The organism is Pseudomyxococcus flavus (genome assembly GCF_050038885.1).
Taxonomy (GTDB): domain Bacteria; phylum Myxococcota; class Myxococcia; order Myxococcales; family Myxococcaceae; genus Myxococcus; species Myxococcus flavus.
Map to the genome: position 1 here is coordinate 8,189,629 of NZ_CP143624.1, position 26,858 is coordinate 8,216,486.

Below are 26,858 nucleotides of genomic sequence, written 5' to 3' on the forward strand. Positions count from 1 at the left end.
GCGGATTGGGGAGATTCTCCATCGTCCGAAGGAAGTCCGATTTTGAGGCAGCGAGGCGCGGATTCCTATGGAGTTCGTTAATTCGTTCTAATCCTGTCGGCCGGGCGACGGTGGTCGGCACGGCAATCCACGATTGACGCATCGGGCCATCCGTGTCGTGGCGCGAGGTGTCGTGTCGGGAGGAATCGATTGCTCCCGGGCGGCGGGCATGGTGGATGCCATTCGAGGAGGGTGGCCCTGGTACCGCTGGCGGTGACGACGAGCACGAAGGTGGACGCGGCGCTGGTGCGCGAGGCGCGCGCGGTGGGGGCGCGTTGGAGCGTGCCGTTCCTCCCCCGGCGCGCGAAGGAGAGCGTGGCGCCGTGGCTGGGGACGAAGGCGTCGGCGCTCCTGGTGGTGGGTGGGGACGGGGTGACGCTGTGGGACGCGGAGGGCTCGTTCGGGTTCCACGCCGGCATGGCGCACCTGCGCCGGATGCGGCTGCGGGCGGGGGAGCCGGACGCCTTCGTTCGGGTGGCGGAGCTTCGCGCGGGCGACTCGGTGCTGGACTGCACGCTGGGGCTGGCGCAGGACGCGATGGTGGCATCGCTGGCCGTGGGGCCCACGGGGCGCGTGGTGGGGCTGGAGCGCAGCCTGGCGCTGGCGGCCGTGGCGGGGGAGGGGCTCCGGCGCTACGAGCTGGGCGGAGATTCCGGCCCCATCGAGGTGCTGCACGCGGACGCACGCGAGTACCTGAAGGCGTTGCCGTCGCGCGCCTTCGATGTCGTCTTCTTCGACCCGATGTTCGCCAAGCCTCGCAAGGCCCAGCCGGCCTTCGACATGCTCCGCCGCTTCGCGGAGCACGCGCCGTTGACGCTCGAGACGCTGAACGAGGCGCGGCGCGTGGCGCGCCGGTGGGTGGTGGTGAAGGGCGCGAAGTACACGGATGACCTGCGCAAGCTCGGGCTCTCCGATGAGCCGGGCTCGCGGTTCACCGATGTCGTCTGGGGGCGCGTGGGGCCGTCGGCGGCGCCGTGAAGCGGCGGCCGCGTCTCACGGATGCGCGGGGCCTCCGAGGCGGGGCGTCCACAGCAGGCCCAATTGCAGGGGCACGGCCTCGAACGGCTCCGCGACCACGGTGACATCGCCCTCGAAGAGCTGACTGCGCACCCAGCTGGCCGCACCGCGTCTGTAGACTTCCAGCGACCGACGGACAGGGTCGATGAGCCACACGTTCATCACGCCTTCGCGAAAGTACAGCGGGAGCTTCCGCACCCGGTCCAGTGTTCGCGTCGACGGAGACAGCACTTCGCACAGCCAGTCCGGCGCGGCGGTCAGCCAGGGCAGCTCCGGGTCGGGGGGCTCGGGCTGCCGTTCGCGGCGCCACCCGGCCAGGTCGGGCACGACGACGTTGGGCTCGAAGTGCAGCTCGGGCTCGTTGAGGAACCACCAGCCATCCGGGCCCGAACGAGAAAGCTCAAGCGGTGGCATGAGCAACCCATTCAGTCGACTGGCGACACGCAGGTGCCCGTAGGCGGGCCTGGGGGACGCATACAGCGTGTCGTCGACAATCTCGCCGACCCAGCCGACAGGAAGTTGCTCGATGTCCTCGTACGTTGCCGGCTTCTGCTTCTTGTCACGCCCCATGTCGACGCCTCCCCACGAATGGAACCTCTGAGGTTCTCAGGGTAGCACCCGATGTCCAGGGGTGGCTACCTGATAGGTTCCCATTCCAGGGGAGGGTCTGACACGTCGCCCGCGGCTACTCGTTCCTGGCGCCTTTCGCGGGGCCCTCGCTGCCCATGGGGGAGAGGCGTGCGGACAGCGCGCCGGCCTGCTCGTGGGGCATCTTGTCCCGGGGCGAGCGGTAGTACTGCATGGGCGAGTGGTGCAGGAAGTTCGACACGCGGCTCGTGTACAGACAGGCGTACTGCTCCACCTGGTAGCCGAAGCGGCTGTTCTCGTTGCCTTCCTTGAACAGCAGCCCCCAGTAGGGATTGAAGCCTGCCTCCACGTCCTCTTCCAGCGTGTCCGCGATCTCGTTGGCCTCCTTCAAGGCCCGCCGCATCCGGTCCAGCTCCAGCTTCGTCTGCTTGCGGAGCTCCTCCACGCCCAGGCGCTCGTCCGGTGATAGCTGCTCGCGCTCCAGCCGCCGCTCCAGGATGTTGAGCATCGTCTTGTGGTGGTTGACCTCGTCGTCCAGGCGCTCGCGGAGCACCTCCACCTGCGACAGCGTGACAATCTCCTCCTGGCGCGTCGCCGTGTACGTGATCTCGTCTTCAATCTCCTGCACCACCATGCAGGTGCGCCACAGCGACGCCTTCTTCGACTTCAGGATGTCGCCGTAGATGTGGTCGCCCACGTACAGGATGTGCTCGCCCCGGTACCCGGTCAGGTCCTCGAAGCGCGCCAGGTTGCCGCCCGCGTAGACCTTGCCGCGCTCCAGCGAGGTGGCCTCGCCCACCACGCGGCCTTCCTCCGTGGACGCGTCCAGCTCCAGGAACGGGCGCGCATCCGTGAAGAAGCCCGGCTTGCCCGCGGACGTCACCACCACGTCGAAGTAGTTCCTCCAGCTCGGGTACTCCGCGAGCTGTCCGTCCAGGAGGTACTTCATCACCGCGTCCGTGTAGTCCCACGCAGAGTTCGTCAGCAGGAACAGCTTCTTCCCGCCCGAGCGCAGCTTGTGCAACGCCGGCCCCAGCTCCGGGTCCTGGAACACGTAGCGCGGCAGGTCCTTGCGCACCTCGCGCTTGAGCGAGTTGTCGCGGTGCACCGTGTCAATGGCCTCGCGGATGTCGTCGTACAGCTTGCCGTAGTCCACCGGGTGGCCCAGCGACTCCAGCAGCTCGATGATGCCCGCGAAGAGGCACGTCTCCGGCAGGGCGAACAACGTGTCGTTCCACGCGAACTGCGGGTTGCGCAGCCGCACCCGCTTGTTGCGGTACAGCTCCCGCCAGACCTCCCGCTTCAGCGGACGCAGCCCGTGGTAGGCGCGCCCCACGTGGCCGAACCGGTCCATCTTCAGGATGTTCCCGTTCACCCGGTCCACCGCGAGCCCGCGCATCACGAAGTGGTGGTCGTAGAGCAGGCCGCCCACCACCGGGGGATAGCCGTACTCGCTCACGAGCTTCGCCAGCGTCATGTCGAAGGAGAGCTGCTCCAGCCTTCGCATGTGGTAGATGGCCAGCGTGTAGTCCATGTCGAAGCCCAGCAGCTCGACACTGGACATCCGCAGGTTGCGGTTGACGAAGATCTCCCGCGCGCGCTGCACCACCTCGCGGCGCTCGCGCGGCGTCGTGAGCAACCGGGTGAGCTCCTCGTCGGACAGGAGCCCTTCGGCCCGGCGCGCGGCCTCCTCGGCGCGCGTTCGGTTGAGTGGAGAACGGAAGCTCCCGTGAAGCGGGTCCGGCGCGGGCCCACCCGGGATGGGGCGGAACGGGGAAAGTGACGGTGCCAAGGGACTGAGACACATAACACGCGGGCCACGAGGCCGGCTCTCTCCTTGCGGGGTTTGGAGTCGGCATGGCACGCTTCGGGGCCTGCGATGCGCTCGCCCAACCGACGACAGCCCTCGGAGGCCCCCGAGGCGGTTCAAGTTCGCCTGTCCGCCCGGATTGCCGCGCTCGAAGACCGGGTCCGCCTCCTGGAAGCGCGGCTCCGCCTGAAGGTCGCCACCCTGGCACCCGTCGCCCGGAAGGGCAGCCGGCGTGCGGCCGAGCCCACGCCGCCCGCCCGGGCCCGGCCCCGCTGCCCGGGGTGCACCCTGGAGCTGCCACGCGGCCGCCGCGGTGAGTCGTGTGTCTGGTGTGGCTTCGTCTTTTCCGCCGTTACGCGGCGCCGTCCGGCGCGAAAGAAGCGATGAGCGCCACCTACCGGCTGACGGGGAAGATTGAAGGCGGCGAGCTGGCCGAGCTGTACCAGGGTATCGGGCTGCCTGGCGTCCCCGTGGTGGTGAAGCTGTTCCATCCCCGGACGTCGGACCCGGCCTACGCCCACGACCTCGCGGAGACGACGCGGCTGCTCCAGCCCGTGCGCCACCCGGGCATCCTCCACGTGGTGGACCTGGGCGTCATCCGCCAGCGCCTGGCCGTCGTCCGCGAGGACCTGGACGGCTTCACGCTGGGTACCGCGCTCCAGCGGTTGCACTCCAAGGACGTGGTGTTGCCGCCCATGGTGGCGCTCTACATCGTCGTCCAGCTCCTGGAGGCGCTCCAGCAGGCCCATGAGGCGGGCGTGGTGCACGGCGCCATCACCCCGGGCAACGTGGTGCTGTCGCGCGACGGCCTGCCCGCCGTCTGCGACTTCGGCGCGCTGCGGGCCCTGATGGCCGTGCCACAGCTGCGCAAGTCGTTCGGCCACCGGGGCCGCGGCACCTACCGCGCGCCGGAGGTGTCCCGGGGTGACGCGCACAGCGCCCAGTCGGACGTCTATTCACTCGGGGCCATTGCCTACGAGCTGCTGACGCAGCGCGAGCCGGTGGTGTCCGGGAGCGGCGGGGTGTCCACGCGGCGCAGCGAGACGTTGCCGCCGCCCAGCCGGGTGGACCGGCGCATCAACGCGCGGCTGGACCCCATCATCCTCCGCGCCCTGGAGCCCACGCCCCAGCGCCGCTTCCGTTCGTGTGGCGAGTTCGCGTCGTCGCTGCGCAACCACCTCTCCGCCACCGGGGGCATGCCCACGGCGGAGGACGTGCGCCGCTTCGTGAGCGAGCTGTTCCCCAACGAGATGAGCCTCGTCAGCGGAGGGGCCCCGCCGTTCAAGGAGCCCTTCTCGCTGGAGCCCATCTCCGGCGCGGAGATGGACGACCTGCGCGCCGAGGAGCTCGAGCGGTCCGTCGTGCAGCGTGCGCCGTACAGCCGCGCGCTGACGGAGGACGAAGCCGACGCGGAGACGCAGGAAGCCTCCGAGCCCATGTTCGAGGCGTACCGGCCGGAGGACTACGATGCGGACGTGGCCGCGGCGGCCACGCGCGTGAAGTCGCCGGCGCGGGCCGCCCCTTCCGCCCCGCCGGAGGCGGAGGACACCGGGCCCAGCTACGCCGGGCCCCTGGAGCAGGGCTGGGAGGCGCCGCCCGGGGCCGCGCCGCCGAAGCCGCGCCGCCAGCAGTCCGGGCACGGTGGGGGCGGCGGCCACACGCGCGTCGGACGCAACCCGCGCTTGAAGGTGGTGGAGGACTTCTCGGGTCCGGGGAGCTCCGACGATGACGAGGGCTCGGTCTCCGTCTCCACGCCGGGGCGGCGCGGCGTCCGGCATCGGCGGCCCCTGGCGGAGGCCCGCGGACCCAAGACGCTCCCCGACAGCATCCCCGCCGCGATGAAGCCGGAGCGGGCCCGCGAGCGCGACGACATCGCGATGCCGCCGCCGTCCGAGCCCGTCCTGCCCACGCCCTCCGACGTCCAGCGTCGCCTGAACAGCGCGGAGCGGCGGCTGTCCATCGCGGAGCACCGGTATGGCCGGTGGGTGAGCGTCGCGGCCGCCATCGCCGGGGTAGGGCTCGTCACCTTCCTGGTGGCGGCGTGGCAGTTCGGGGGCGACGACGCGGAGGGGCCCGAGGACGTGGCCTCCGAGGCACCCGTGGCCGAGGCGCCCGTGGGCCCTCCGCCGGCTGTTCCGATTGTGCCGCCGCCCGCGCCACGGGCGGCCCCGCCGCCCGCCGCCGCGCCCGCTCCGCCCGCGCAGGATGAGGAGGCCGCGGCGCCCGAGCCGAAGCCGCCTCCGAAGTCACAGCGCGCCTACGTCACCATCACCACCAATGTGCCAGCGACCGTGTACATCGATGGCGCGCGGTTGAATCGTCGTACGCCCCTCAATCGATATCCCGTCAGGGCGGGTACCCGGCACATCAAGCTGGTGTCCGTCGCCACCGGAGAGCCGAAGGAGCTGGACCTGCGCTTGAGGCGGGGCCAGCACCAGAAGGTGCTGGTGGACTCGTTCACGTCTCCGAGGCGGTGACCATGAACCCGACCCGCATCTTCGTCGTCGAGGACCAACCCCAGCTCCTGAAGAACCTGGTGAAGGTCCTGGCCACCTTTCCCGAGCTGGAGGTGGTGGGCACCTCCCAGGAGGGCGAGGCCGCGGTGGAGGACATCGTCCAGCTCCGCCCGCAGCTCGTCCTGCTGGACCTGGAGCTGCCCGGCATCAACGGCATCCAGGTGACGCAGCGGGTGAAGCGCCGCGCGCCCGAGGTGGAGATCCTCATCCTCACGTCCTTCGACGACGAGACGAAGGTGTACGAGGCCATCCAGGCCGGGGCGTCCGGCTACCTGGTGAAGCGGGTGGGGCCGGAGAAGATCCGCTCCGGCATCCAGGAGGTGATGGAGGGGGGCACCGTGCTGGAGCCCATCATCGCCCGGCGCTTCTGGAACTACTTCCAGTCCGTCCAGGCGAAGTCCGCCCAGGAGGAGAAGAAGCCGGAGAACCCCTGGAACCTCACGCCGCTGGAGTTCGACGTGCTCCGGTACGTGGCCAAGGGCCTGTCCAACGCCGAGGTGGGGCAGGTGATGACGCTGGAGCGCCGGACGGTGCGCACGCACCTGTCGCATATCTACCGGAAGATGGGCGTCAACTCTCACGTGGAGGCCGTGGTGATGGCCCTGCGCGCGGGTGTCGTGGATCTATAGCCACGCTCTGGTTAGGTTCGGGGACCTATGCCCAAGGCTTCTCCGAGCAAAGTCCCGACTCGCGTGGTGGACCCCGCCCTCGAGTCCCTGTTCGACGTCCACGAGGCAACCCTTCCCAACGGCCTCCAGGTGCGGCTCCTGGCCAACCACCAGGCCCCCGTCGTCAGTCTCTACACCGTGTTCCAGGTGGGCAGCCGCAACGAGCGGCCCGGCATCACCGGCATCAGCCACCTGTTCGAGCACATGATGTTCAACGGGGCGAAGAAGTACGGCCCCAAGATGTTCGACAAGACGCTGGAGTCCAGCGGCGGCCGCTCCAACGCGTACACCTCCAACGATTTGACGGTGTACTACGACGACTTCTCCGCCGACGCGCTGGAGACGGTGCTGGACCTGGAGTCGGACCGGATGCGCTCGCTGCGCATCTCCCAGGAGACGCTCACCAGCGAGCGCGAGGTGGTGAAGGAGGAGCGCCGCGTCCGGGTGGACAACGACATCTTCGGCATCATGGACGAGGAGCTGGGCACGCTCGTCTACAAGGCGCACCCGTATCGCTGGCCCGTCATCGGGTGGATGGCGGACATCGAGGCCATCCGCCGCGAGGACTGCCAGGAGTACTTCCGGACCTACTACGCCCCCAACAACGCGGTGCTCTACATCGTCGGGGACATCGACCCGAAGAAGACGCTGGCGCTCGTGCGCAAGTACTACGGGAACATCCCCCGGGGCCCCGCGCCCGCGCCGGTGCTCAACGCCGAGCCCGAGCAGAAGGGCGAGCGCCGCGCCGAGGTCCGCCACCCCGCGCAGTCCCCCGCGCTGATGCTGGGCTACCGCGGGCCCTCCGCCCGGGACGAGGACACCCTGGTGCTCGACGTCATCCAGTACGTCCTCACGAAGGGCGAGGGGAGCCGGCTGGTGCGCTCGCTGGTGTACGAGCAGAAGCTGGCGGTGTCGCTGATGCTCGACTGGAGCTGGCGCATCGACCCGGGCACCATCCTCTTCTACCTGGCGCTGAAGCCGGACTCGGATCCGAAGAAGGTGGAGGCCGCGCTGTACGCCGAGCTGGAGAAGGTGGCGCGCGAGGGCATCACCGACCGCGAGCTGCAGAAGGCGCAGAACAACCTGCGCTCGGACCACCTGCGGGAGCTGGCGACCAACAGCGGCCGGGCGCACGCGCTGGGCCACTACGAGGCGCTGCTCGGTGACTGGCGCCGCGTGCTCACGCTGCCCAACGCCTATGCCTCCATCACGAACGACCGGGTGAAGGCCGTGGCCGCGAAGTACTTCGCGCCCGAGCGCCGCTCCGTGGTGACGCTGGTTCCCACGGCCACCGAAGCCTGAGCCCGGACTGGAAAAGGAAAGCCCTCTCTTTATGGCCTCTCGCAAGAGCTCCACCCTGAAGTCCACCGCCCGGGCCGCGAAGCGCGCCGTCCGGCGTCCGGCCCCCTCCGCCCGCAAGTCCGCGTCCAAGCGGGCCGCGCCCCGCGCCAGCTCGAGCGCGCTGACGCTGCCCACGCTGCACGAAAGCACCACGTCCAGCGGCCTGAAGGTCATCGCCGCCGAGCGCGGTCCGCTGCCCCTGGTCTCCGTGCGCCTGGTGATTCGCGCGGGCAGCGCCACCGACCCCGAAGGCAAGCACGGCCTGGCGGACTTCACCGCCCGGCTGCTGCGCCGGGGCACCCGCCGGCTGAACGCGCAGGCCATCGACGAGGCGGTCGAGTTCGTCGGCGCCAGCCTGGGCGTGGGCGTGAGCGAGGACGCCGTGTCCCTGTCCCTCACCACGCCGGCCGAGCACTTCGTGCAGATGCTCGGGGTGCTGGGGCAGCTGGTGCGCGAGCCCACGTTCCCGGAGTCCGAGGTCGATGACGCGCGCGAGCGCGAGCTGGCGCACTTCGCCAACGACCTGGATGACCCCTCCATCATCGCCGACCGGGCCCTGGTCCGTGCGCTGTGGGGAGACCACCCCTACGGGCACGACGTGGGCGGCTCGTCGAAGTCCGTGCGCACCTTCACGCGCGACGACGTGGTGCGCTTCCACCAGGAGCGCATGGGGCCCAGGGTGGCCATGCTCATCGTCGTGGGCGCGGTGGCCCCGCACCGCGTGGCGGCCGCGGCGGAAGAGGCCTTCGCGGAGTGGACCGGCGGCCCGGACGCGCCGCCCGTCATCCCGGCGCCGGGGCGCATCGCCCAGGCCGGGCGGGTCATCCTCGTGGACAAGCCGGACCAGACGCAGTCCCAGGTCCGGCTGGGCGGCCCCGGCATGCGCATGGGGCACGAGGACTACTTCCCGGCCACGGCGATGAACATCGCCCTGGGCGGCGGCTTCACCTCGCGGCTGATGAACGAGATTCGCGTCAACCGCGGCCTCACCTACGGCGTCAGCTCGTGGTTCGACTCGATGAACGTGGGCGGCGTGTTCGCGCTGTCCACCTTCACCAAGACGGAGTCCACGCGGGAGATCATCGACGTGGCGCTGGCGGAGATTGCCGGTGTCCGGGAGAAGGGGCTCAAGCCCCGTGAGCTGGCGGACGCGCAGTCGTACCTCGCGGGCCTCTATCCGCTGCGCACGGAGACGAACGAGTCCATCGCGGGCAGCATCGCCGAGGCCCGCCTGCACGGCCTGGGCGATGACTGGGTGGAGAAGTTCCGGGACCGGCTGCGCGCGGTGACGCCGAAGGAAGTGGCCGCGGCGGCGAAGAAGTATTGCTTCGCGCAAGCTCCCGCCGTGGTGGTGCTGGGCAAGGCCTCAGCGGCGAAGAAGCTGCTCAAGGGCCTGGGTCCCATCACCGTGGTGCCGGCGTCGGAGTACGAGTGACCGACGTCCGCATCCTCTTCGAGGGCGGGGGCGTGCTCGTGGTGGACAAGCCGCCCGGCATGCTCGTCATTCCCGGGCGCGAGGGCGGGCCCTCGCTCCGGGAGCGGCTGGAGACGCAGCGGCGTCAGAAGGTCTTCGTGGTGCACCGGTTGGATCGGGACACCTCGGGGGCCCTCGTCTTCGCGCTGGATGCCCAGGTCCACCGCGCGCTGTCCGGCGCCTTCGAGACGGGCAAGGTCCGCAAGCGCTACCTGGCGCTCGTGGAGGGCCGGGTAGAGGCGCCCCAGCTCGTGGACGCACCGCTGGTGGCCGCGCGCAAGGGGCGCATGCGGGTGGCCCGTCCGGGGGATACGGGGGCGAAGGCCTCGCGCACCCGCGTGCGGCCGGTGGAGACCTTCGAGCGCGCGTCGCTGGTGGAGGCGGAGCCGCTCACCGGACGCACCCACCAGATTCGCGTCCACCTCCTGTCGCTGGGCCACCCGCTGCTGGTGGACCATCAGTACGGCCGCGAGGCGCCCCTGACGGAGCAGGACCTGGGCGGGGCAGGGGACTCGGTGGTGCTGGCCCGCACGCCCCTGCATGCCGCGCGCGTGGAGTGGCCCGCGCTTCCGGGCGTCGCGGCGCGCGCCGTGGAGGCCCCGCTCCCCCAGGACATGGGCCGGGCCCGCGAGCTGCTTCGCGGCGCCGTCACTTCACCTTGAAGCCGTTGGACGTGCCCTGCGCGCCGAAGGCGTCCGTCACCGTGAGCTTGATGTTGCCGCCGTGCGCCGTCACGGTGACGAGCGCCGTGTGGACGCCCGCGTCGAACGGGCCCACGGTGCCGTTCTTCTTGTTGACGGTCAGCGACACGGTGTCGCGGAAGTGCGCGGGGGCCCTCGGCCCCGATGACCACGAGGAAGGGCTCACCCCGGCGCTGGTCTTCCAGGGGCTCCAGCACGAAGCCGGTGACGTCGCCGCGCTGCAGGGGCGCATCCCGCGGAGGTGGGACGCCCGCGTCTGTGCCTCCGTCGAGGGCGGGTGGAACGAGCGTGAGGGCGCCAGCCTTCACCGCATCGCGCCCATCCGCGAGGGCCACGCGGAGGTCGTACGTGCCCGCGGCGAGCCCCGGGGGCACGGCGACATCCAGCGTGCCGTCCAGGCCATCGTGGTGGGCCTGCGCCGGCGCTTCTCCAATCCACACCCGCACGGGCGTGGCACGGGCCTCCTGGCGGCCGTAGTCGACGTGGATGGGCAGCACGGCGTCGAGCGAGATGCGCACCCGCGCGGGCTCCACGCCCGCGAGCGGTACGTGGTTGGGGCTGACGGAGAGGATTGCCGGGTCGGGGAGGGACATGCTCTCGCCGCAGGCGCAGAGCAGCAGCGGGGCGAGCAGGGCCCGGGCCCGGGTCAAGGCTCGAACCTCATGCCGAGGTAGAGGGCCAGGCCGCCGAGCTGGGTGTCCAGCCAGGGCGTATGCACGGGCGCCCAGGCCGCGCGCGCTTCCGCCAGCGCGCTCCAGCGGCCGAAGCGGTGGGCGGCTTGTACGGAGAGGAAGGCCATGCCCTTGATCCTGCTCTCCTTCACCTCCTCCTGAAAATCGCTGGAGAGGTAGTGATGTACGGGCAGTGGACCTCCTCCCGCCCTGCCGTACACGGTGAAGGCCTTGTGATGAACGAGCTCGGCGCGAAGCGAGAGCAGGACGGGGAGGGCCACCACCTGTGAGTGGACCGTCCCGAACGAGTCCACCGGCCCGTCATGGGTGGCCGAGCGGGCGCCGACCTCCAGCTCCGCCGCCAGCCGTTGCTGCCACAGCGGCGTGACGACGGTGACGCCCACGGAGCCCGCGGGCCCCGTGTTCGACCCGCCCGCCAGCACGCCGCCCGCCAGCAGGAAGTACGACGCCTGCCAGGAGGGCTCTTCGGGCGCGCCCCGCGCGGCGCCGACGCTGGCGCCTCGGGCGACGACACCCGCCTCCACGAGGGCCTCGTGCGGCTGGCCATGGCGTCGGACGCGCACCTGGACCGTGGTGGCGCCGGGGCGCGGCATGACGCGGAAGCGCAGCACGTCCTGCGGTTGGAGGTTCGCGGCGGCGGGAGAGGACTGCTCAAGGGCCGGCTCCACCATCGCGCCGGTGGCCCGCGGTTCCACGTCACCGGGCCGCAGGGGCTCCGTGCCCGCCACCAGCAGCAAGCCCCCCTCATCCGCCGGAAGGGGCCGCGTCATGAGCACCGCGACGAGCGGTGAATCCGGCGGCGCATCCAATGGAACCGTCGCATCCGTGCGGAGCGTGCCACGCGTGGCGAGCACCCGCGCGCGCTGGACGCCAGGCGGCACCTCGACCGGCACCCGCGCCTTGCCCTGCGCATTCGCGAGCACCGGCCCGAAGCGCCGGTCCGCCACCTCCACCTCGACCTGTGCGCCGGGGGCGGTTGCAACCTCGAGCTCCGTCTGCCCGTGCAAGGGGAGGCGCGCCACCGTCACCCGGGGCGCATCTGCGTCCGGTCCGGCGCCGTCCAGCCAGAAGAGGAACACCGCCACCTGCGGATAGCGCACGGACGGGGGCCGCCACTGGAAGGTGCGAACGGGGCCTCCCTCCAGCCTGTCGTGGACGAGGGTGCCCGTGGAGACCGCGGCGTGGAGCGCACCCGCGCCCTCGGGCACGTGGACCTCGAGGGACACCTGGGGAGCCTCGCCGAGCACGATGCGCTCCGGCGTCCAGGACACCCGGACCCCGGGCGGAGCCGAGGCGCTCGCCAGCGGCGTGGCGAGCAGCCACAGCAGGAGGGGCAGCGCGCGCAGTCTCATCGTCCGGGCCCCTCCTGGTGGTTCGAGGCGGAATCAGTCTCCCGAGGATGGGGAGGCTTCGTCACCCGGGGCGGGCGCCTGCTCGGTGCCCTCGCTGGCGGGAAGCGGCTTGTCGGCGGGGCCGGTGGTCTGCCGGCTGGGCGGGTTGAACACGGGCCTCTCCGCCGGCGCGCCGCCGCGTCCATGGACGAGCGTCTTGGTGTCGGTGCGGAAGGTGATGTCCACCTTGTCGCCGCGGACCGCCGTCACGAACCCCGTCCCGAAGGTGGGATGCTGGATGACCTGGTCCACCCGGTACGTGTCCTTGGGGCTGTAGCGGGGGGCGTTGGCCACGTCCTTGCCAGCGAGCTGCTCGTCGAAGGAGATGATGATCTTCTCCGCCTTGGCCGCCGAGCTGGTGCTGCTGCTGGAGGTGCGAGCGGTGCGAGTGGTGCTGGAGGAGGGGCGATCCGTCACGCCGGGTGCGCCGCGGTAGGCGTGGTCGCCACCGCACGTGTTGCAGCGCACCCGGACAATCTTCGTTCCCACCATCGCCAGGATGGTGTGCGCCAGGGTGAGCTTGCAGCGGGTACAGAGCGCATCCACCTCGCCGCCGACCTTATGAGTTGCCATGTTCGTTCGTCTGTTTCTCGGCCCGGCAGGGGACGCCGCCGGGCATGGGAGGAAAGGGGCGCGGAACATAACGGCATCGCTTCCAAGGGAGGAAGAGTCTTCGTCGCCTGCCTCCCCAGGCCTTGTGCCAGCCTCCGCGCCGCCATAAGAGTAGCCCCGAACGAATGACCACGCAGACCCCCAGCAAGCCGGCGCGCGAGCCCGGGCTCTTCACCCAGGCAGTCACGAGCTTCGGGCAGGGGCTCATCGATGTCGTCAGCACCCTTGGCGGCATCTTCGCCATGGGGCTGGACGTCTTCCGCTGGAGCGTGCGGCGGCCCTACCGGCTGGCCAACCTCTTCGCCCAGCTCGACTTCGTGGGCGTGGGCTCCATCTTCATCGTCTCGCTCACCGGCACCTTCACGGGCATGGTGTTCGCGCTCCAGACGTCCACGGCCTTCCAGCTCTTCGACGCGGAGAGCCTGGTGGGGCCCACGGTGGCGCTGACGCTGACACGCGAGCTGGCGGCGGTGTTCTCCGCGCTGATGGTGACGATGCGCGCCGGCTCCGCCATGTGCACCGAGCTGGGCACCATGCGCGTCACCGAGCAGGTGGACGCGCTGGAGACCATGGCCGTCAACCCGGTGCAGTACCTGCTGGTCCCCCGGGTGCTGGCCGGCCTCTTCATGGTCCCCGCGCTCACCATGCTCTTCAACACCATGGGCATGGCCGGGGCCTACGTGGTGGCCGTGGGAGGCCTGGGCATCTCCCCCGGAACGTTCCTCTCCCGCACGCAGCAGTGGCTGGCGCCCGAGGACGTCTTCCAGGGGCTCATCAAGGGCGCCGTGTTCGGCCTGGCGGTGGCCCTCATCTGCTGCTTCAAGGGCTTCAACGCGTCGGGCGGCGCCAAGGGCGTGGGGCAGGCCACCACGGAGGCGATGGTGGCCAGCGCGCTGTCCATCTTCATCCTCGACTTCATGCTCGGCGTGCTCTTCTTCTGATGGTGCCCCCGGCCTCCAGCCCGTCCGACGCCTCCCGGCCGATGATCCAGGTCGTGGACCTGCACAAGACGTTCGGCGACCACAAGGTGCTCACCGGCATCAACCTCACGGTGCCCGCGGGCAGCACCTGCGTCATCCTGGGCGGCTCGGGTTCCGGCAAGACGGTGCTGATGAAGCACATGATCGGCCTGCTCAAGCCGGACAGCGGCAAGGTCATCATCGATGGGGAGGACATCGTCCCCATGGGCGTGGAAGCGCTCCAGCAGGTGCGCAACAAGTTCGGCATGGTGTTCCAGGCGGCGGCGCTGTTCGACTCGATGACCGTCTTCGAGAACGTGGCCTTCCCCCTGCGGGAGCACACCGACGACCCGGAGGACGTCATCCGCCAGAAGGTCCGGGCGCGCCTGGACCTGATGGGCCTCAAGAAGGACGTCGAGGACCGCTTCCCCGCGGACCTGTCCGGCGGCATGCGCAAGCGGGTGGGGCTGGCGCGGGCCATCGTCATGGACCCCAAGGTGGTCCTCTATGACGAGCCCACCACCGGCCTGGACCCCATCACCACGGATTATGTGGACGACATGATCCTGGCCGCGCAGCGGGAGCTGGGCGTCACCAGCGTGGTCATCAGCCACGACATCTCCTCCGCCTTCAACGTGGCGGACCAGATTGCCTTCCTCTCCAAGGGCGTCATCGTGGCCAGCGGCTCGCCGGAGCAGCTGCGGGAGTCGGATCACCCCGCGGTAAAGGTGTTCCTGGAGACCTGGTTCGGGAAGAACTGACGGGGGGCCGTGCGACGGGGGGCAGGTGGGCCACAGGAAAATGTGGCACTCAGGATGCAAAACGTTAGAGTCGCGGCGGCCGGTCGCGCTCGGAGTCACAACAGGTGAAGAAGCTCGTCACGCCCTTCCGTGTGGGCCTGCTGGTCATCGCCGCGGGGGCATTTCTCGTCACCTTCGTGCTGTTCGCTCGCAAGGGTGGTTTGAGCGACAGCGAATCCACGAGGGTGTGGGCCTATTTCCGGGATGCCTCGGGGCTCGCCGTGCGCGGGCGCGTGCAGATTGCCGGTATCCCGGTGGGTGAGATTGACAGCATCTCGCTCGAGGGCACCCGGGCGAAGGTGTGGCTGAAGATCCGCAACGACGTGGACCTGCGCGAGGACGCCGTCGTCACCAAGCGCTCCGAGTCGCTGCTGGGCGACTACCTGCTGGACCTCAACCCCGGCACGGAGGGCGCGCCCCAGCTGGAGAGCGGCGAGCAGATCCGCCGCGTCATCGACACCCAGGGCATGGAGGCCGTCTTCGAGTCGCTGTCGCAGATCACCGCCGACATCCAGGAGGTGACGGGGGCCCTGCGCGAGGTGCTGGGCGGCGAGCGCGGGGCGGGCTCGCTCCAGCGCATCGTGGAGAACCTGGTCCGGCTGTCGGACTCCGTGGATGCCACGGTGCGGCGCAACGCGGACCGCCTGGACACCATCGTCGGCAACGTGGAGGCCATCTCCACGGACGTGCGTGGCATCACCCAGGGGAACCAGGCCGAAATCACCCGCATCATCGACAACATCGAGTTCATCACCCGCGACGTGCGCGAGGTGCTGGCCAGCGTGAAGAACATCGTGGGCACGGAGGGGGGCGACATGAAGGAGTCCGTCGCCAGCCTCAAGCACACGCTCAAGAAGCTGGACGGCACGCTGGGCAACCTGGAGGAGATCACCCGCAAGGTGAAGGAAGGGGAGGGCGCCGCCGGCGTGCTGCTGGCCGACGAGTCCGTGGGCCGGGAGCTCCGCGAGACGGTGCAGGACGTGTCGCGCTTCGCCTCCCGCCTGACCGAGCTCCAGGCGGAGATTGGCATCCAGAGCACCTACCTGGCCGCCCAGGGGAACTCGAAGAACATCTTCTCGGTGCGGCTCATCCCCAAGCCGGACAAGTACTACCTGCTGGAGCTGGTGGACGACCCGCGCGGCAGCGTGACGACGGAGGTGGTGCAGAACAACCCGCCGTCCGAGGGCGACCCCGTCGTGCAGACGCGGAAGGTGACGCGCGAGAGCCTCAAGGTCAGCGCGCAGTTCGCCAAGCGCTGGTACTTCACCACGCTGCGCGTGGGCCTCATCGAGTCCACCGGCGGCGTGGGCGCCGACCTGCACTTCTTCAACGACGCGCTCCGCTTCCAGGTGGACGCCTTCAACTTCGCGGACGACGAGCTGCGCTACCCCCGCCTGCGCGCCAGCCTGCGCGCCCAGCCCATCGACCACCTCTACCTGATTGCGGGCATGGACGACATGCTCAACGCCCAGCAGCGGGACCTGGCGACGCGCCGCCTGGTGGCCGGTCGCGACTTCTTCGTGGGCGGCGGCCTCTTCTTCACCGACGACGACCTGAAGGCCCTCCTCACGTTGACGGGCATTCCGACGCCCTGATCCCGCCGCTCGGCGCTTGACGGAAAACGGGAAACAACGTACCCGGCATGGGCACGGGGCCCCGGGGAGCGCCGTGCCTGTTTTCACGGCATATCCCCCCAGGAAGCTCGCATGTCCCTGCTCGTCGTCGGCTCCGTCGCCCTGGACTCGGTGGAAACCCCCTTCGGCCAGAAGGAGGACATCCTCGGGGGCTCGGCCACCTACTTCTCCACGTCGGCTTCGTTCTTCAGCCCCACGCGCGTGGTGGCGGTGGTGGGGGAGGACTTCCCCGAAGGGCACCTCAACTTCCTGCGCGGGCGGGGTATCGACCTCGAGGGCCTCACGCGGGAGACGGGCCGCACCTTCCGCTGGAAGGGCCGCTATGGCTACGAGCTGAACGAGGCGCAGACGCTGGACACCCAGCTCAACGTCTTCCAGGCCTTCTCGCCGAAGCTGCCGGAGTCGTACCGCGACACGCCCTACGTCTTCCTGGGCAACATCCACCCGGAGCTCCAGGCCCAGGTGCTGGATCAGGTGAAGTCGCCCAAGCTGGTGGCCGCCGACACCATGAACTTCTGGATCCAGGGCAGCCGGCAGGCGCTGATCAAGACGCTGTCCCGGGTGAACCTCCTGTTCGTCAATGACGCGGAGGCGCGCCAGCTCGCCGGTGAGCACAACGTGGTGAAGGCCGCTCGCGCCATCCTCGGCATGGGCCCGCAGCGCGTGGTCATCAAGCGCGGTGAGTACGGCGCGCTCCTCTTCGAGGCCGAGCACGTCTTCGCGTGCCCCGCCTTCCCCCTGGCCGAGGTCTTCGACCCCACCGGCGCCGGTGACACCTTCGCCGGCGGCTTCATGGGCGCGCTGGCCACCTCCAACGGCGTGTTGGATCAGGCATTGCTGCGCCGCGCCATGGTCATGGGCAGCGTGATGGCCTCCTTCACCGTGGAGAAGTTCAGCCTGGAGCGCCTGCGGGAGGTCACCCGCCCGGAGATTCACGCCCGCTTCGCGGAGTTCCGCAAGCTGACCCACTTCGAGGACCTGGGCCCCCTGGAGGGCTGAGGCGCGGAAGTCCAATCCCTTTGCTTGACGGTGGAATCAGGCCGTCCCTAGGCTGGGGATTCGGGTGACGCAAGAAGGTTCCGGGTTGAGCGAAAACCGAAAGTCCACACGGATTCCCACCCAGCTGCGGTGCTGGTGCGAGGGTGACAATGTCACGCTCTACGCGCGAATCTCGAACTTGAGCGAGGGCGGCTTGTTCCTCCGGACGAGCACGCCCCTGGCCCGGGGCTCACGCGCGGTGGTGAAGCTGTCGCCGGCCGGGCATCCGGACATCCAGGCCCATGCCACGGTGGTCTGGTCGAGGGAGACGGAGGAGCGCGCGTTTCCCGCGGGGATGGGGTTGCGTTTCGAGTCCCTGGACAGCGATACCCTGGGACGGCTTCGTCAGATGATTTCGCAGCAGAAGCAGAACCAGGTGAAGGCCGGCTGGGCGGGTTGAGCCCCAGCGACCGGACCGAGGCCCCCCATGCGTATCGCCGTCATCTCCGACATCCACTCCAACATCGAGGCGCTGACCGAGGTGCTCCGCGCCGCCGAACACCAGAAGGTGGATCGGTTCGTCTCGTTGGGGGACATCGTCGGCTACGGGGCGTCCCCCAACCCCTGCTGTGACCTGGTGCGCTCGGTGGCGGAAGTCACGCTGCTGGGCAACCACGACGCCGCGGTGGCGGGGCGGATGGACTACTCGTACTACTACGACGCCGCCCGGCACGCGCTGGACTGGTCCGCCAATGTCCTCACCGACGAGAACATGGCCTGGCTGCGCAGCCTCCCGTACACGTACCGGATTGGCGACGTGGGCTTCTGCCACGGCTCGCCCATCGACCCGAAGGCGTACGAGTACATCTTCGCGCTGGAGCAGGCCCGGGAGCTGACGCCCTACGTGGCGGAGCTGCCGGAGGTCACCTTCATCGGCCACAGCCACCTGTGCCGCGCCTTCGCCATCGGCAATGGCGAGGTGAACGACGTGGTGGCCCAGAAGTTCGGCATCCGCCGAGGCTACAAGTACATCATCTCCGTGGGCAGCGTGGGCCAGCCGCGCGACTACGACAACCGGGCGTGCTTCGTCATCTGCGACACGGACGCGCGCACGGTGGAGTACATCCGCGTCGAGTACGACATCGAGACGTCGGCGCAGAAGATCTTCGACGCCGACCTGGCGCTCAACTTCGGCAAGCGCCTGTTCCTGGGCGTCTGAGCGGCCACCTGGGCACAAAAGGCGGACAGGCGCGGGGAAATGACATAAACCCGTACCGTGCGCACCCTGGTCCTCCGAGCGTCCCTCAGGCCCCTCGTGGGCGTCGTTTCCGCCGTGTTGCTCACGCTGGCGCCCACCGCCTGCCGCCGCGAGCCGCCCGCGCCCTCCGCCGAGTACGAGGAGGCTGCCCGCCGCTTCCGCGCGCTGTACGCGCAGAAGCTGGACGACGCCTACCTGGATCCGCAGGTCGGCGAGATTGAAGCCCAGCTCCAGCGCGTGCCCGCGGACAGCCTGGACGCCCAGGGCGCCCGTGAGCTGCTCCAGCGCATCAAGGAGGGCCGCCAGCGGATGGAAGCGGCGGCGGCCGAGCGTGAGGAGGCGGTCGCCAGCGCGCAAGAGCCCCCTCCGGGCTTCATCGGGGAGCCCACCACCGAGCAGGCAGCGCCGCCTCCCGCGCCCACGGAGGCGCCGGATGCCGGTCCCGAGGACGCGGGGACGGGCGGCGGGCCCCAGGCGGGCACCCCGGCCTCCGAGCTGGTGGCGGGCTTCCGCGGCTGCTTCCAGCGCGGCACGCCCATCGATGTGCAGGGGCGGGGCATGCGGGAGACCTGGCAGCTCGCCGACCGGACTGCCTGTCAGCTGGAGTACCCGTCGCATCGAGACTCGATCCTCCTCATCGAAGAGGGGAAGGTCCTCGCGCTGTTCCCCAAGAGTGCCGTGCAGACCGTGCCCGTCATGCCAGACGGCGGTCCGGCACCCGCGCCCGACGCGGGCCGCTAGAGACGATTCACCGCCATGAACGACCAGACTTTCATGAAGTTGATGCAGGTGTTGCCCAAGTCCGCCCTCTCCACCGTGGTGGGGATGGCCACACGCCTGCCCGTGCCCGCGCCCGTGCACCAGGCCGCGATGCGCGCCTTCGCCAAGGCCTACAACGTGGACATGGAGGAGGCCGAGCACTCCTTCGAGCACTACCCGACCTTCGCCCAGTTCTTCACCCGCGGCCTCAAGCCGGGCCTGCGTCCCGTGGACGCGGGGGAGAAGGTGGTCGTCTCGCCCGTGGATGGCCGGGTGTCCCAGGTGGGCTACTCCGACCACGGCCGCTGCCTGCAGGCCAAGGGCATCGAGTACACGGTGGACGAGCTGCTGGGGGACGCCGAGGCCGCGAAGCCCTTCCACGGCGGCGCCTGGACGACCATCTACCTGTCGCCCCGCGACTACCACCGCATCCACGCGCCCCTGGGCGGCACGATCACGGGCTACGCGTACATCCCCGGTGAGTTCTGGCCGGTCAACCCCGCGTCGGTGAAGAACAAGCAGTCCCTGTTCTGCGTCAACGAGCGGCTGGTGACGTACCTGGACACCGTGGCGGGCAAGTGCGCGGTGGTGAAGGTGGGCGCCACCTGCGTGTCGCGCATCAAGGCGGCGTACGACGAGGTGATCACCCACACCGGCCAGCCCGGGAAGGTGCACACCTACGAGGCGGCCAAGCCGGTGGAGAAGGGCGGCGAGCTGGGGCGCTTCGAGATGGGCTCCACCGTCATCCTGCTGTTCGAGCCCAAGCGGGTCATCTGGGATGACAGCCTCCAGGAGGAGGCCGTGGTGCGCCTGGGCAAGCGGATTGGAGTCATCGCGTGAGCCAGAAGGTCGCCGGCGTCAAGGGCATGAACGATCTCCTCCCCGGGGAGATCGAGATCTGGCAGCACGTCGAGGGGCTGACCCGCGAGCTGTTCGGCCGCTTCGGCTACGGGGAGATCCGCACGCCCATGGTGGAGGACACCGCGCTCTTCGTGCGCAGCGTGGGCGAGGAGACGGACATCGTCGGCAAGGAGATGTACACCTTCAAGGACAAGGGCGACCGCAGCCTGTCCATGCGGCCGGAAGGGACGGCGCCCGCGGCCCGCGCGTACATCGAGCACTCCATCAGCAACCAGGAGCCCCTGACGCGCTGGTTCTACATGGGGCCCATGTTCCGCTATGAGCGGATGAAGACGGGCCGCTACCGCCAGTTCTATCAAATCGGCGCGGAGGCCTACGGCGCGAAGGAGGCCGCCCAGGACGTCGAGCTGATGGACATGGTGGTCCAGTTCCTGGAGCGGCTGGGCCTCAAGGACATCACCCTCAACGTCAACTCGCTGGGGGACGAGGCGTGCCGGCCGGCCTACCACGCGAAGCTGGTGGAGCACCTCCAGGCCCACCGCGAGGAGCTGTGCGGCGACTGCCAGAAGCGCCTGGAGAAGAACCCCCTGCGCGTCCTGGACTGCAAGAACGAGAAGTGCCAGGCCATCGCCTCCTCTGGGCCGAACGTGCTGGAGTTCCTCTGCGAGCCCTGCCGCGCGCACTTCGACGACGTCCAGCAGAAGCTGACGGCGCTGGGCATCCAGTACGTCGTGAATCCGCGCATGGTGCGCGGACTGGACTACTACACGCGCACCGTCTTCGAGTTCATCGCCTCGCACCCCGCGCTGGGGACCGCCAGCACCGTGGGCGGCGGCGGGCGCTATGACAAGCTGGTGAAGAGCCTGGGCGGCCCGGACGTGCCCGCGGTGGGCTTCGCCTGTGGCCTGGACCGGCTGGTGCTGCTGCTCAAGGAGAGCGGGCAGCAGTTCTCCGTGCGCCCGGACGTCTTCGTGGCGGTGGCGGATCCGGGCTCACAGGATGCCGCCTTCGTGCTGGCCAGCCGCCTGCGCCGTGACGGCCTCCGCGTGGAGTTCGACACCCGGGGTGGCAGCCTCAAGAGCCAGATGAAGCGGGCGGACAAGAGCAACGCCCACTACACCCTGGTGCTCGGCGAGCTGGAGCGCACCAGCGGCCAGGCGAAGCTGAAGCCCATGGCTGGAGGGGAGCCCATCCCCGTGGCGCTCGACGAGGTCGCGAAGGTGGTGCGCGCCCAGCGGACCGTTCACGGCTAGGCGTTGTCGGACGGAGAACAGTATTCCGCGCGCAGTTTGCCAGATCTGAGAATTTAAGGCAGCCGCGTAACCCCTGATAAACGCAGGGGTATTGCCTCGGTGGGAACTCGCGGGGGCAGGCCGGGTCGGGTAGACTGGCCTGCGATGCCGCGCGACACTTCCGCTCCCGTTGTGCCTTCGGCCCTGAGCTGGGTCCCCGTCCAGGGGGACAGCATGTGGCCGTCGCTGCGCGCGGGCGACCACGCGGGCATCGAGCCGCTGGAGGAAATGCCACGGCCCGGTGACGTCCTCCTGGCGCGCTTCGATCATGCCCTGGTGCTGCACCGGCTGCGGCGGTGGGAGGCCGGCGCGGTGGCCCTGTGCGGCGACAACGCGTCCCAGGAGGATCCGCCGCTGCCCCCGTCGCGGGTGCTGGGACGGGTGCGCCGCGTGCGCCGTGGCGGCGTCGTGCTGGAGACGGGCTGGGATTGCGGCCCCCGGTGGCTGGGCCGTGTTCGCGTGGCCGTGAAGTGGCGCCTGGCCGCGCTGCTGGGTCGGAGAGGTGGCCAATGAGCACGGAATTCGCCGCGGACCACGCGCCGCGGTGGCGCGAGGGCGTCTCGGGGCAGCAGTTCGGCAGGGACTTCATCGTTCTGGACGCCGAGGGGAACACGCTGCGCGGCCTCAACGGGACGGCCATTGAGGTCTGGGAGCTTTGTGATGGGACGCGCACCGCGCGGGCCCTGGTGGAGCAGCTGGTCCAGCGGCACGGGTGGAACGTGGAGCAGGTGCTCGCGGACACGCTCAAGTTCCTGACGGAGCTGGCCCGGCTGGGGCTCATCGACGAGCTGAAGGAGGTCGCGTGATGCGGGTTCGCATGGCGTTCCTGACGTCGGCGCTGTGGCTGGCCTCGTGCACGGAGGGGGAGGCGCCCCATGCCCCCGTTCGCACGCCCCAGGAGCCGGTGGCTCCGACGGACGTGCTGCCTCCGCGTGGGGACACGGCCGTGCCACCACCGCCCGCGCCGGTGGTTCCCCGGGGCGAAGCCTCCTTCATCGGCCTGGAGGAGGGGCGCCGGGGCGTACTGTCGATGGCGCAGGTGGACGTCGACCTGACGGTGAGTGGCATTCGCGGCCGGCGCCAGGTGTCGGTGGAGTTCGTTCCGCCCTCCGGCCTTCCCTATGAGCGGCGCGCCGCGGAGGTCGTTGCCCGCGCGGACCAGGCGCAAACGGTCCGCTTCTCGTTGCCGGTGGCCGGCACGGCGGTGGCCACCTCCGGCATGAGCGGGACGTGGGAGGCGCGCTTCTTCCTCGATGGAGCGCCCCTGACGGCGGCTTCCTTCACCCTGGACCCGTGAGGTCAGTGTCCATGCGTCTGTTCTTCGCGCATCTCGCCGTCGCCGCCGCGCTCCTGGCGCCTTCGCTGGGGTGGGCGCAGTCGACTTCCCCGACCGCTGTCATCACCGTGGTTCCCCGTCCCGGCGAGTCCCGGGCCCAGGTGGTGATGGATGAAGCCTCCGAGCTGACCGTCGACGTTCGCAACGACACGATCAGCTCGTTGCCCGCGTTCCGGCGCATCAACGAGATGACCTTCGAGCTGCCGAACGGCTACGTGGTGCTGGCCACCAGCGCGCCTCCGGGCTGGCGCGTGGACTACATCGCGACGGAGCGCTGGATCATCTTCTACAACCTGGACCCCTGTGACGGCAGTGGTGACTACGGGTTGGGACAGGACGAGACGGTCCGGTTCACGCTCCGGATGGTGCCTCCGTCGGCCAACAGGGATCAGACCAACGAGCGCTTCGTTTCGGGCACCACGCGGGCGCGCGACACGTGCATGGGCGGAAACTTCGCGACGTCCGTGTCTGGCTCGGGCTCGAGCTGGGTTCGCTCCGGCATGCTCGCCCGGGTGGAGGTGCAGCCCACCGTCACGGGGGTCGGCGGCGATATCGAGGCCCGCATGGTGTTGGAGAACCGCACCGGCACGCCGCAGAACAACAGCACCATCGAGGGGCCTTCGACGGGAGCGGGTTCGGCGACCTTCGAGGTGGTGGACGTCGAGCCGAGCTCGTTCCGGCTGAACATCCCCAGCCGGAACGCCGGTGTTTTCGCTGCGCGCGCGAGGACGAGCTCCGCGGGAACGCTGGTGGCCCAGGTTCGTGGCGCTACCAACTCGGGCAACGTGGCGTCGCCGGTGGCGGACACGCGCATGGTCAGCGTGGGCGTGCTCCCGGTGGCGATGGACGTGGACACCCTGGATGCGTTCTCGGGTGAGTCGGTGCGCGTCCGGATGACGGTGACCAATCCTTCTTCCACGGACGCCTACTTGAACGTGACGCCGCAGGCGCCGGTGTTCGAGGGCTCGGCCGCCGCGTCGCTCGCTGGGGGGCCGTTTCCCGCGAGCATTCCCCGGCTGGACCCCGGCGCCTCCGCGCACTTCGTCTGGACGTATCAGCTCACGGGGCCCCAGTTCGCGGACTACCGCTTCCGGGGGCAGGTGGGTGCCACGCGCAACGGCGCGTCCGTGACGTCGGACCTGGTGGAGTCGGAGCGAGGGCAGCTGGTGCTGCACCGCGTGCGGGCGAACCTCCGTGCGATGAGCGCCAACACGACGAACCGGGCGGTGACCTACACCATCCAGAACCGCGGGCCGCTGCCGCTGGTCGAGGTCACGCTGCTGCGTCCCGCCCTCAATTACTTCACCATCGGCAGCACGCTTGAGGCGCCCACGGGCTGGCACGTGTCGGCCAACAACACCACGGGCATCACGTGGGAGGCGGCCATGAATGGCCCTGGCATCCCGGTCAACGGCGAGCGCTCCTTCACGGTGGTGTATTCGGACTTCGGCGCGGGGACCTCGCTCACCGGGCCCACCACCTTCCGCCATCGATTCCACCTCATCGATGACTACGGCGGGCCGGCCATCCGCGCCGAAGTGCCGATGACGCTCGTGGTGGGCTCCGTGCCGGAGGTGTCGCGGCTCACGGCCGTGGCGCGTGATGGCAGCGTGACGCTGACCTGGGACAACCCGGCCGAGCACGGAGGGGTGCTGGTGCTGCGCGCCGAGGGGGCGCCCCCGAACCTCTCGCCCACCCAGGGGTTGAGCTACGCCGTCGGGGCGACCCTGGGCAATGCGCAGGTCGTCCACGCGGACGTCGTGGGCGGCACCACGAGCTTCACCGATACGTCGGTGACCAACGGAACGACGTACTACTACCGCGTCTTCAACTCGGATGACCTGCGGTGGTACTCGCCGGGCAACCAGCCCACGTCCGCGGCCCTGGTGGCCACGCCGCGTGCCCGCGGGGGCGCGGCGCCGCTGTGGTGCTACTCGGTGGGCATCAGTGCCCTGCAGCAGCCCATCACCGAGCTGGGCGTGGGCATCTTCAGCGCCTTCAACGACTCCGTGGTGGCGAACCTCACGCAGGCGACGGACCCGTCCGGGGACGGCGCCGAGCGCTGGCGGCCTCGGCCCCTCTCTGGGCTCATCGGCAGCCGCTTCCCGGTGGTGCCGCTACATGGGCTGCCCGGCCAGTACATCCTCGTGGGTGACCAGGGCGGCGTGGCCACCGCGCTCCATGCGTCCACAGGTGAGGTGCTCTGGCGCTGGGACAACGGCGGACAGCCCATTGGCACCATCCAGTCGTTCCCCGTGACGCAGCTCCACGACTACGCGAACGCGACGTACCGCGCCGCGCACCCCAACCGCGACCTGGTCTTCTTCGCCACCCGCCTGGTGGACGCGGCGCAGAACCGGGTGGTGGCCCTGAACGCCGCCACCGGCACGCTGGTGTGGACATACCGCCCGGGGAACCTGGGCATGGTCGCGGGCGGCATGGTGGTGGACTACGCCAACAACCGGCTCTTCGTGGCGACCCGGTCGCATGCCGGCTCGGAGAACACGCTCCGCGTGCTGGACACGCTGACGGGCCAGCAGGTGGCCGAGCTCCCGGTGGGAGACGTCGAGCTGAGCCTGGTGCGCAACGCGTACAGCAACCTCATCCTGGTGACGGACAGCAATGGCAGCGTCCACGGCGTCGACGCGGGGACGCTCCAGCTCGCCTGGAGCCTGCCGGTGACCACGCGTCCGGCGCCGAGCACGCCCGCGTTCACCAGCTTCGTGCGGCCCCAGGCCGCGGGCTTCGTGGCCAGCCTCTCGGCGGGCCGCGTGGAGTTCTATACCGTGACGGGCCCGCTCAACTCGCCGCCGGTGCTGGCCTGGAGCACCCCCATCGCGTCACCCTCCGGCACGTTCTCCCTCAACCGGAATGGGGTGGCCCGCATCTACGTTGGCAGCTCCGACGGCCAGGTCCACCAGCTCGAGCTGGATGACGGGACGGACTCCGGACAGGTCTCGATCGGCGGTGCGCAGCGTATCGGGACTCCCACTGTCGACCACACCGTGGGCCGCCTGCATGTGGGCTCCGAGGATGGCCGCATCTGCGCATTCCCGGTACCTTTCCCGTGAAGAACGTCCCCGCTGCTTCGCTCGACCATCCCATGACCTCGGACGCCGTCCAGACACCCCCGCCCACCACGGACCGCGCCTACGAGGCGCCGGCCATCCTCTGGGCGCAGCCGTTCGTGGCGCTGGCGCAGATTTCCCAGTGCCAGATTCCCGGCGAATCGGAGTGCATTCCCTGAGCCTTCCTCCGGGAGCACCCACGGCGGGCGCGGAGCTTTGCCTGCGCATCGCCGGGTGGACGGCTGTGGTGGAAGTCCCCGATGCGGGTTTGCGAGACTCGCTCGGGCGTATGTTCTCCCGTTTCGTGGTGCCCGCTCATGCGGTTGGCGACGTGGTGGCGCGGCTCCGGGCCGTGCCCCCCGCCGAGGCCCGTCCCGAGCCCCCGGTTCGCACGCTGCCCCACACGTTGGCGCGGGCGGACGGCGCGCTGGGACTGGCGGGCGAGGATTATGACGCGACGCTGTCCGCGGACGGCCTCCAGGCCCAGGTCGTGGGACAGGGGCGTTTCCCCGTGGAGACGGCGCTGAAGGTGATGCTCGCGCGGGCGCTGGCGCGCCGGGGCGGGCTGCTGGTCCATGGCGTGGCCGTGGCGCATCAGGGGCGTGCCGCGCTGTTCACGGGGCACTCGGGGGCGGGGAAGAGCACGCTCGGGACGCTCTGGGCGAGCGCGGGAGGGCAGGTGCTGTCCGACGAGCTGGTGGCCGTCTGGCCAGAGGCGGAGCTGGGGTGGCGCGTGGCCGGGACGCCCTGGAACGTGGGACTGCCCGTGGAGGCACGGCTGGTGGCCGTGGGCACGCTGGCCTGGGCTGCCTCCTCCCGGTGGGAATCCCAACCCGCGGGCGAGGTGGGACGGCTGCTGCTGCTCAACGCGCTGCTGCCCGAGGCGACGCCCAGCGGGCGCGGTGGACTGCTCGCCTCCGCGGGGCGGCTGCTGACAGAGGTGGCTCCCGTGCGGCTCACCTTCGCGCGGGACGCCTCCGTGGCCAGCGTGCTTCAAGGAGCCCTGGCGCATGTGTGAGCGCAGGATGGCGGCCGGGAGGTCCGCCGCGTTCATCGTCGGCGCG

General features: G+C 70.1%; 28 protein-coding genes. 23 read left to right on the plus strand and 5 right to left on the minus strand.

Going from position 1 to position 26,858, the window contains the following annotated elements; all coding sequences use genetic code 11:
* Window positions 1-231: 231 nt before the first annotated feature.
* Window positions 232-1,017 carry a class I SAM-dependent methyltransferase gene (locus tag VZL07_RS34245; RefSeq protein WP_426752140.1) on the plus strand — a complete coding sequence of 262 codons (786 nt, stop codon included), beginning with the start codon at window positions 232-234 and terminating at the stop codon, window positions 1,015-1,017.
* Window positions 1,018-1,032: 15 nt separating this feature from the next.
* Here the strand turns inward: VZL07_RS34245 and VZL07_RS34250 are convergent, their stop codons facing one another.
* Together VZL07_RS34250 and VZL07_RS34255 are read right to left on the minus strand one after the other, a co-directional pair.
* A complete protein-coding gene (locus VZL07_RS34250) occupies window positions 1,033-1,626 on the minus strand; it encodes a Uma2 family endonuclease (protein ID WP_426752141.1) in 594 nt (197 codons plus the stop codon).
* Between the two features lie 115 nt (window positions 1,627-1,741).
* Entirely contained in the window at window positions 1,742-3,451 is a 1,710-nt protein-coding gene (locus tag VZL07_RS34255; protein WP_426752142.1) for an HAD-IG family 5'-nucleotidase, read from the minus strand.
* 72 nt (window positions 3,452-3,523) lie between these two features.
* On the opposite strand from VZL07_RS34255, the gene VZL07_RS34260 reads away from it, so the two are divergent.
* From VZL07_RS34260 to VZL07_RS34285, 6 genes are read left to right on the plus strand one after another with little or no spacing between them, the layout of a single operon-like run.
* Window positions 3,524-3,841 carry a hypothetical protein gene (locus VZL07_RS34260; protein ID WP_426752143.1) on the plus strand — a complete coding sequence of 106 codons (318 nt, stop codon included), beginning with the start codon at window positions 3,524-3,526 and terminating at the stop codon, window positions 3,839-3,841.
* On the plus strand, window positions 3,838-5,931 hold the full coding sequence (locus tag VZL07_RS34265; RefSeq protein ID WP_426752144.1) for a serine/threonine-protein kinase: 2,094 nt from the start codon (window positions 3,838-3,840) through the stop codon (window positions 5,929-5,931). The genes VZL07_RS34260 and VZL07_RS34265 overlap by 4 nt, the downstream gene beginning before the upstream one ends.
* A gap of 2 nt (window positions 5,932-5,933) precedes the next feature.
* A complete protein-coding gene (locus VZL07_RS34270; protein ID WP_426752145.1) occupies window positions 5,934-6,599 on the plus strand; it encodes a response regulator in 666 nt (221 codons plus the stop codon).
* 27 nt (window positions 6,600-6,626) lie between these two features.
* Window positions 6,627-7,940: a M16 family metallopeptidase gene (locus tag VZL07_RS34275; RefSeq protein WP_426752146.1), complete on the plus strand. Its 1,314-nt coding sequence runs from the start codon at window positions 6,627-6,629 to the stop codon at window positions 7,938-7,940.
* A gap of 31 nt (window positions 7,941-7,971) precedes the next feature.
* Window positions 7,972-9,414: a M16 family metallopeptidase gene (locus tag VZL07_RS34280; RefSeq protein WP_426752147.1), complete on the plus strand. Its 1,443-nt coding sequence runs from the start codon at window positions 7,972-7,974 to the stop codon at window positions 9,412-9,414.
* On the plus strand, window positions 9,411-10,115 hold the full coding sequence (locus tag VZL07_RS34285; protein ID WP_426752148.1) for an RluA family pseudouridine synthase: 705 nt from the start codon (window positions 9,411-9,413) through the stop codon (window positions 10,113-10,115). Before VZL07_RS34280 ends, VZL07_RS34285 begins: the two co-directional genes overlap by 4 nt.
* Here the strand turns inward: VZL07_RS34285 and VZL07_RS34290 are convergent.
* Window positions 10,102-10,263, minus strand: a complete 162-nt coding sequence (locus tag VZL07_RS34290) for a hypothetical protein (protein ID WP_426752149.1) — start codon at window positions 10,261-10,263, stop codon at window positions 10,102-10,104. The genes VZL07_RS34285 and VZL07_RS34290 overlap by 14 nt on opposite strands.
* Here VZL07_RS34290 and VZL07_RS34295 point away from each other — a divergent pair.
* Window positions 10,244-10,828 (plus strand): hypothetical protein, encoded by a 585-nt coding sequence (locus tag VZL07_RS34295; RefSeq protein WP_426752150.1) that lies wholly within the window; start codon window positions 10,244-10,246, stop codon window positions 10,826-10,828. The two genes, VZL07_RS34290 and VZL07_RS34295, sit on opposite strands and share 20 nt — an antisense overlap.
* Here the strand turns inward: VZL07_RS34295 and VZL07_RS34300 are convergent.
* Together VZL07_RS34300 and VZL07_RS34305 are read right to left on the minus strand one after the other, a co-directional pair.
* Entirely contained in the window at window positions 10,801-12,198 is a 1,398-nt protein-coding gene (locus VZL07_RS34300) for a hypothetical protein (protein ID WP_426752151.1), read from the minus strand. The genes VZL07_RS34295 and VZL07_RS34300 overlap by 28 nt on opposite strands.
* A 33-nt stretch (window positions 12,199-12,231) precedes the next feature.
* Entirely contained in the window at window positions 12,232-12,810 is a 579-nt protein-coding gene (locus VZL07_RS34305) for a hypothetical protein (protein ID WP_426752152.1), read from the minus strand.
* A gap of 164 nt (window positions 12,811-12,974) precedes the next feature.
* Between VZL07_RS34305 and VZL07_RS34310 the strand changes: the two genes are divergently transcribed.
* From VZL07_RS34310 to VZL07_RS34380, 15 genes are all read left to right on the plus strand, one after another.
* On the plus strand, window positions 12,975-13,790 hold the full coding sequence (locus VZL07_RS34310; RefSeq protein ID WP_426752153.1) for an MlaE family ABC transporter permease: 816 nt from the start codon (window positions 12,975-12,977) through the stop codon (window positions 13,788-13,790).
* Between the two features lie 41 nt (window positions 13,791-13,831).
* Window positions 13,832-14,569 (plus strand): ABC transporter ATP-binding protein, encoded by a 738-nt coding sequence (locus tag VZL07_RS34315; RefSeq protein WP_426757431.1) that lies wholly within the window; start codon window positions 13,832-13,834, stop codon window positions 14,567-14,569.
* Window positions 14,570-14,673: 104 nt separating this feature from the next.
* The gene (locus tag VZL07_RS34320; RefSeq protein WP_426752154.1) at window positions 14,674-16,203 is read left to right on the plus strand and encodes an MlaD family protein; all 1,530 of its coding nucleotides are present in this window, start codon (window positions 14,674-14,676) and stop codon (window positions 16,201-16,203) included.
* Between the two features lie 111 nt (window positions 16,204-16,314).
* Complete coding sequence (locus tag VZL07_RS34325) at window positions 16,315-17,241, plus strand: PfkB family carbohydrate kinase (protein WP_426752155.1); 927 nt, start codon at window positions 16,315-16,317, stop codon at window positions 17,239-17,241.
* Window positions 17,242-17,326: 85 nt separating this feature from the next.
* A complete protein-coding gene (locus VZL07_RS34330; protein ID WP_426752156.1) occupies window positions 17,327-17,680 on the plus strand; it encodes a TIGR02266 family protein in 354 nt (117 codons plus the stop codon).
* A 27-nt stretch (window positions 17,681-17,707) separates the two neighbouring features.
* Window positions 17,708-18,439: a metallophosphoesterase family protein gene (locus tag VZL07_RS34335; protein WP_426752157.1), complete on the plus strand. Its 732-nt coding sequence runs from the start codon at window positions 17,708-17,710 to the stop codon at window positions 18,437-18,439.
* Window positions 18,440-18,496: 57 nt separating this feature from the next.
* Window positions 18,497-19,219, plus strand: coding sequence for a hypothetical protein (locus VZL07_RS34340; protein ID WP_426752158.1), 723 nt, complete (start codon window positions 18,497-18,499; stop codon window positions 19,217-19,219).
* A gap of 15 nt (window positions 19,220-19,234) precedes the next feature.
* Entirely contained in the window at window positions 19,235-20,077 is an 843-nt protein-coding gene (gene asd, locus VZL07_RS34345; RefSeq protein ID WP_426752159.1) for an archaetidylserine decarboxylase, read from the plus strand.
* A 26-nt stretch (window positions 20,078-20,103) separates the two neighbouring features.
* The gene (gene hisS, locus VZL07_RS34350) at window positions 20,104-21,351 is read left to right on the plus strand and encodes a histidine--tRNA ligase (RefSeq protein WP_426757432.1); all 1,248 of its coding nucleotides are present in this window, start codon (window positions 20,104-20,106) and stop codon (window positions 21,349-21,351) included.
* A gap of 144 nt (window positions 21,352-21,495) precedes the next feature.
* A complete protein-coding gene (locus VZL07_RS34355; RefSeq protein WP_426752160.1) occupies window positions 21,496-21,903 on the plus strand; it encodes a S24 family peptidase in 408 nt (135 codons plus the stop codon).
* Window positions 21,900-22,196, plus strand: a complete 297-nt coding sequence (locus VZL07_RS34360) for a PqqD family protein (protein ID WP_426752161.1) — start codon at window positions 21,900-21,902, stop codon at window positions 22,194-22,196. Before VZL07_RS34355 ends, VZL07_RS34360 begins: the two co-directional genes overlap by 4 nt.
* Window positions 22,196-22,687, plus strand: a complete 492-nt coding sequence (locus tag VZL07_RS34365) for a hypothetical protein (protein WP_426752162.1) — start codon at window positions 22,196-22,198, stop codon at window positions 22,685-22,687. The genes VZL07_RS34360 and VZL07_RS34365 overlap by 1 nt, the downstream gene beginning before the upstream one ends.
* Before the next feature lie 11 nt (window positions 22,688-22,698).
* Entirely contained in the window at window positions 22,699-25,797 is a 3,099-nt protein-coding gene (locus tag VZL07_RS34370; protein WP_426752163.1) for a PQQ-binding-like beta-propeller repeat protein, read from the plus strand.
* Window positions 25,794-25,973, plus strand: coding sequence for a hypothetical protein (locus VZL07_RS34375; RefSeq protein WP_426752164.1), 180 nt, complete (start codon window positions 25,794-25,796; stop codon window positions 25,971-25,973). The genes VZL07_RS34370 and VZL07_RS34375 overlap by 4 nt, the downstream gene beginning before the upstream one ends.
* A gap of 110 nt (window positions 25,974-26,083) precedes the next feature.
* Window positions 26,084-26,812 (plus strand): hypothetical protein, encoded by a 729-nt coding sequence (locus tag VZL07_RS34380; RefSeq protein WP_426752165.1) that lies wholly within the window; start codon window positions 26,084-26,086, stop codon window positions 26,810-26,812.
* The last annotated feature ends 46 nt before the right edge of the window (window positions 26,813-26,858 follow it).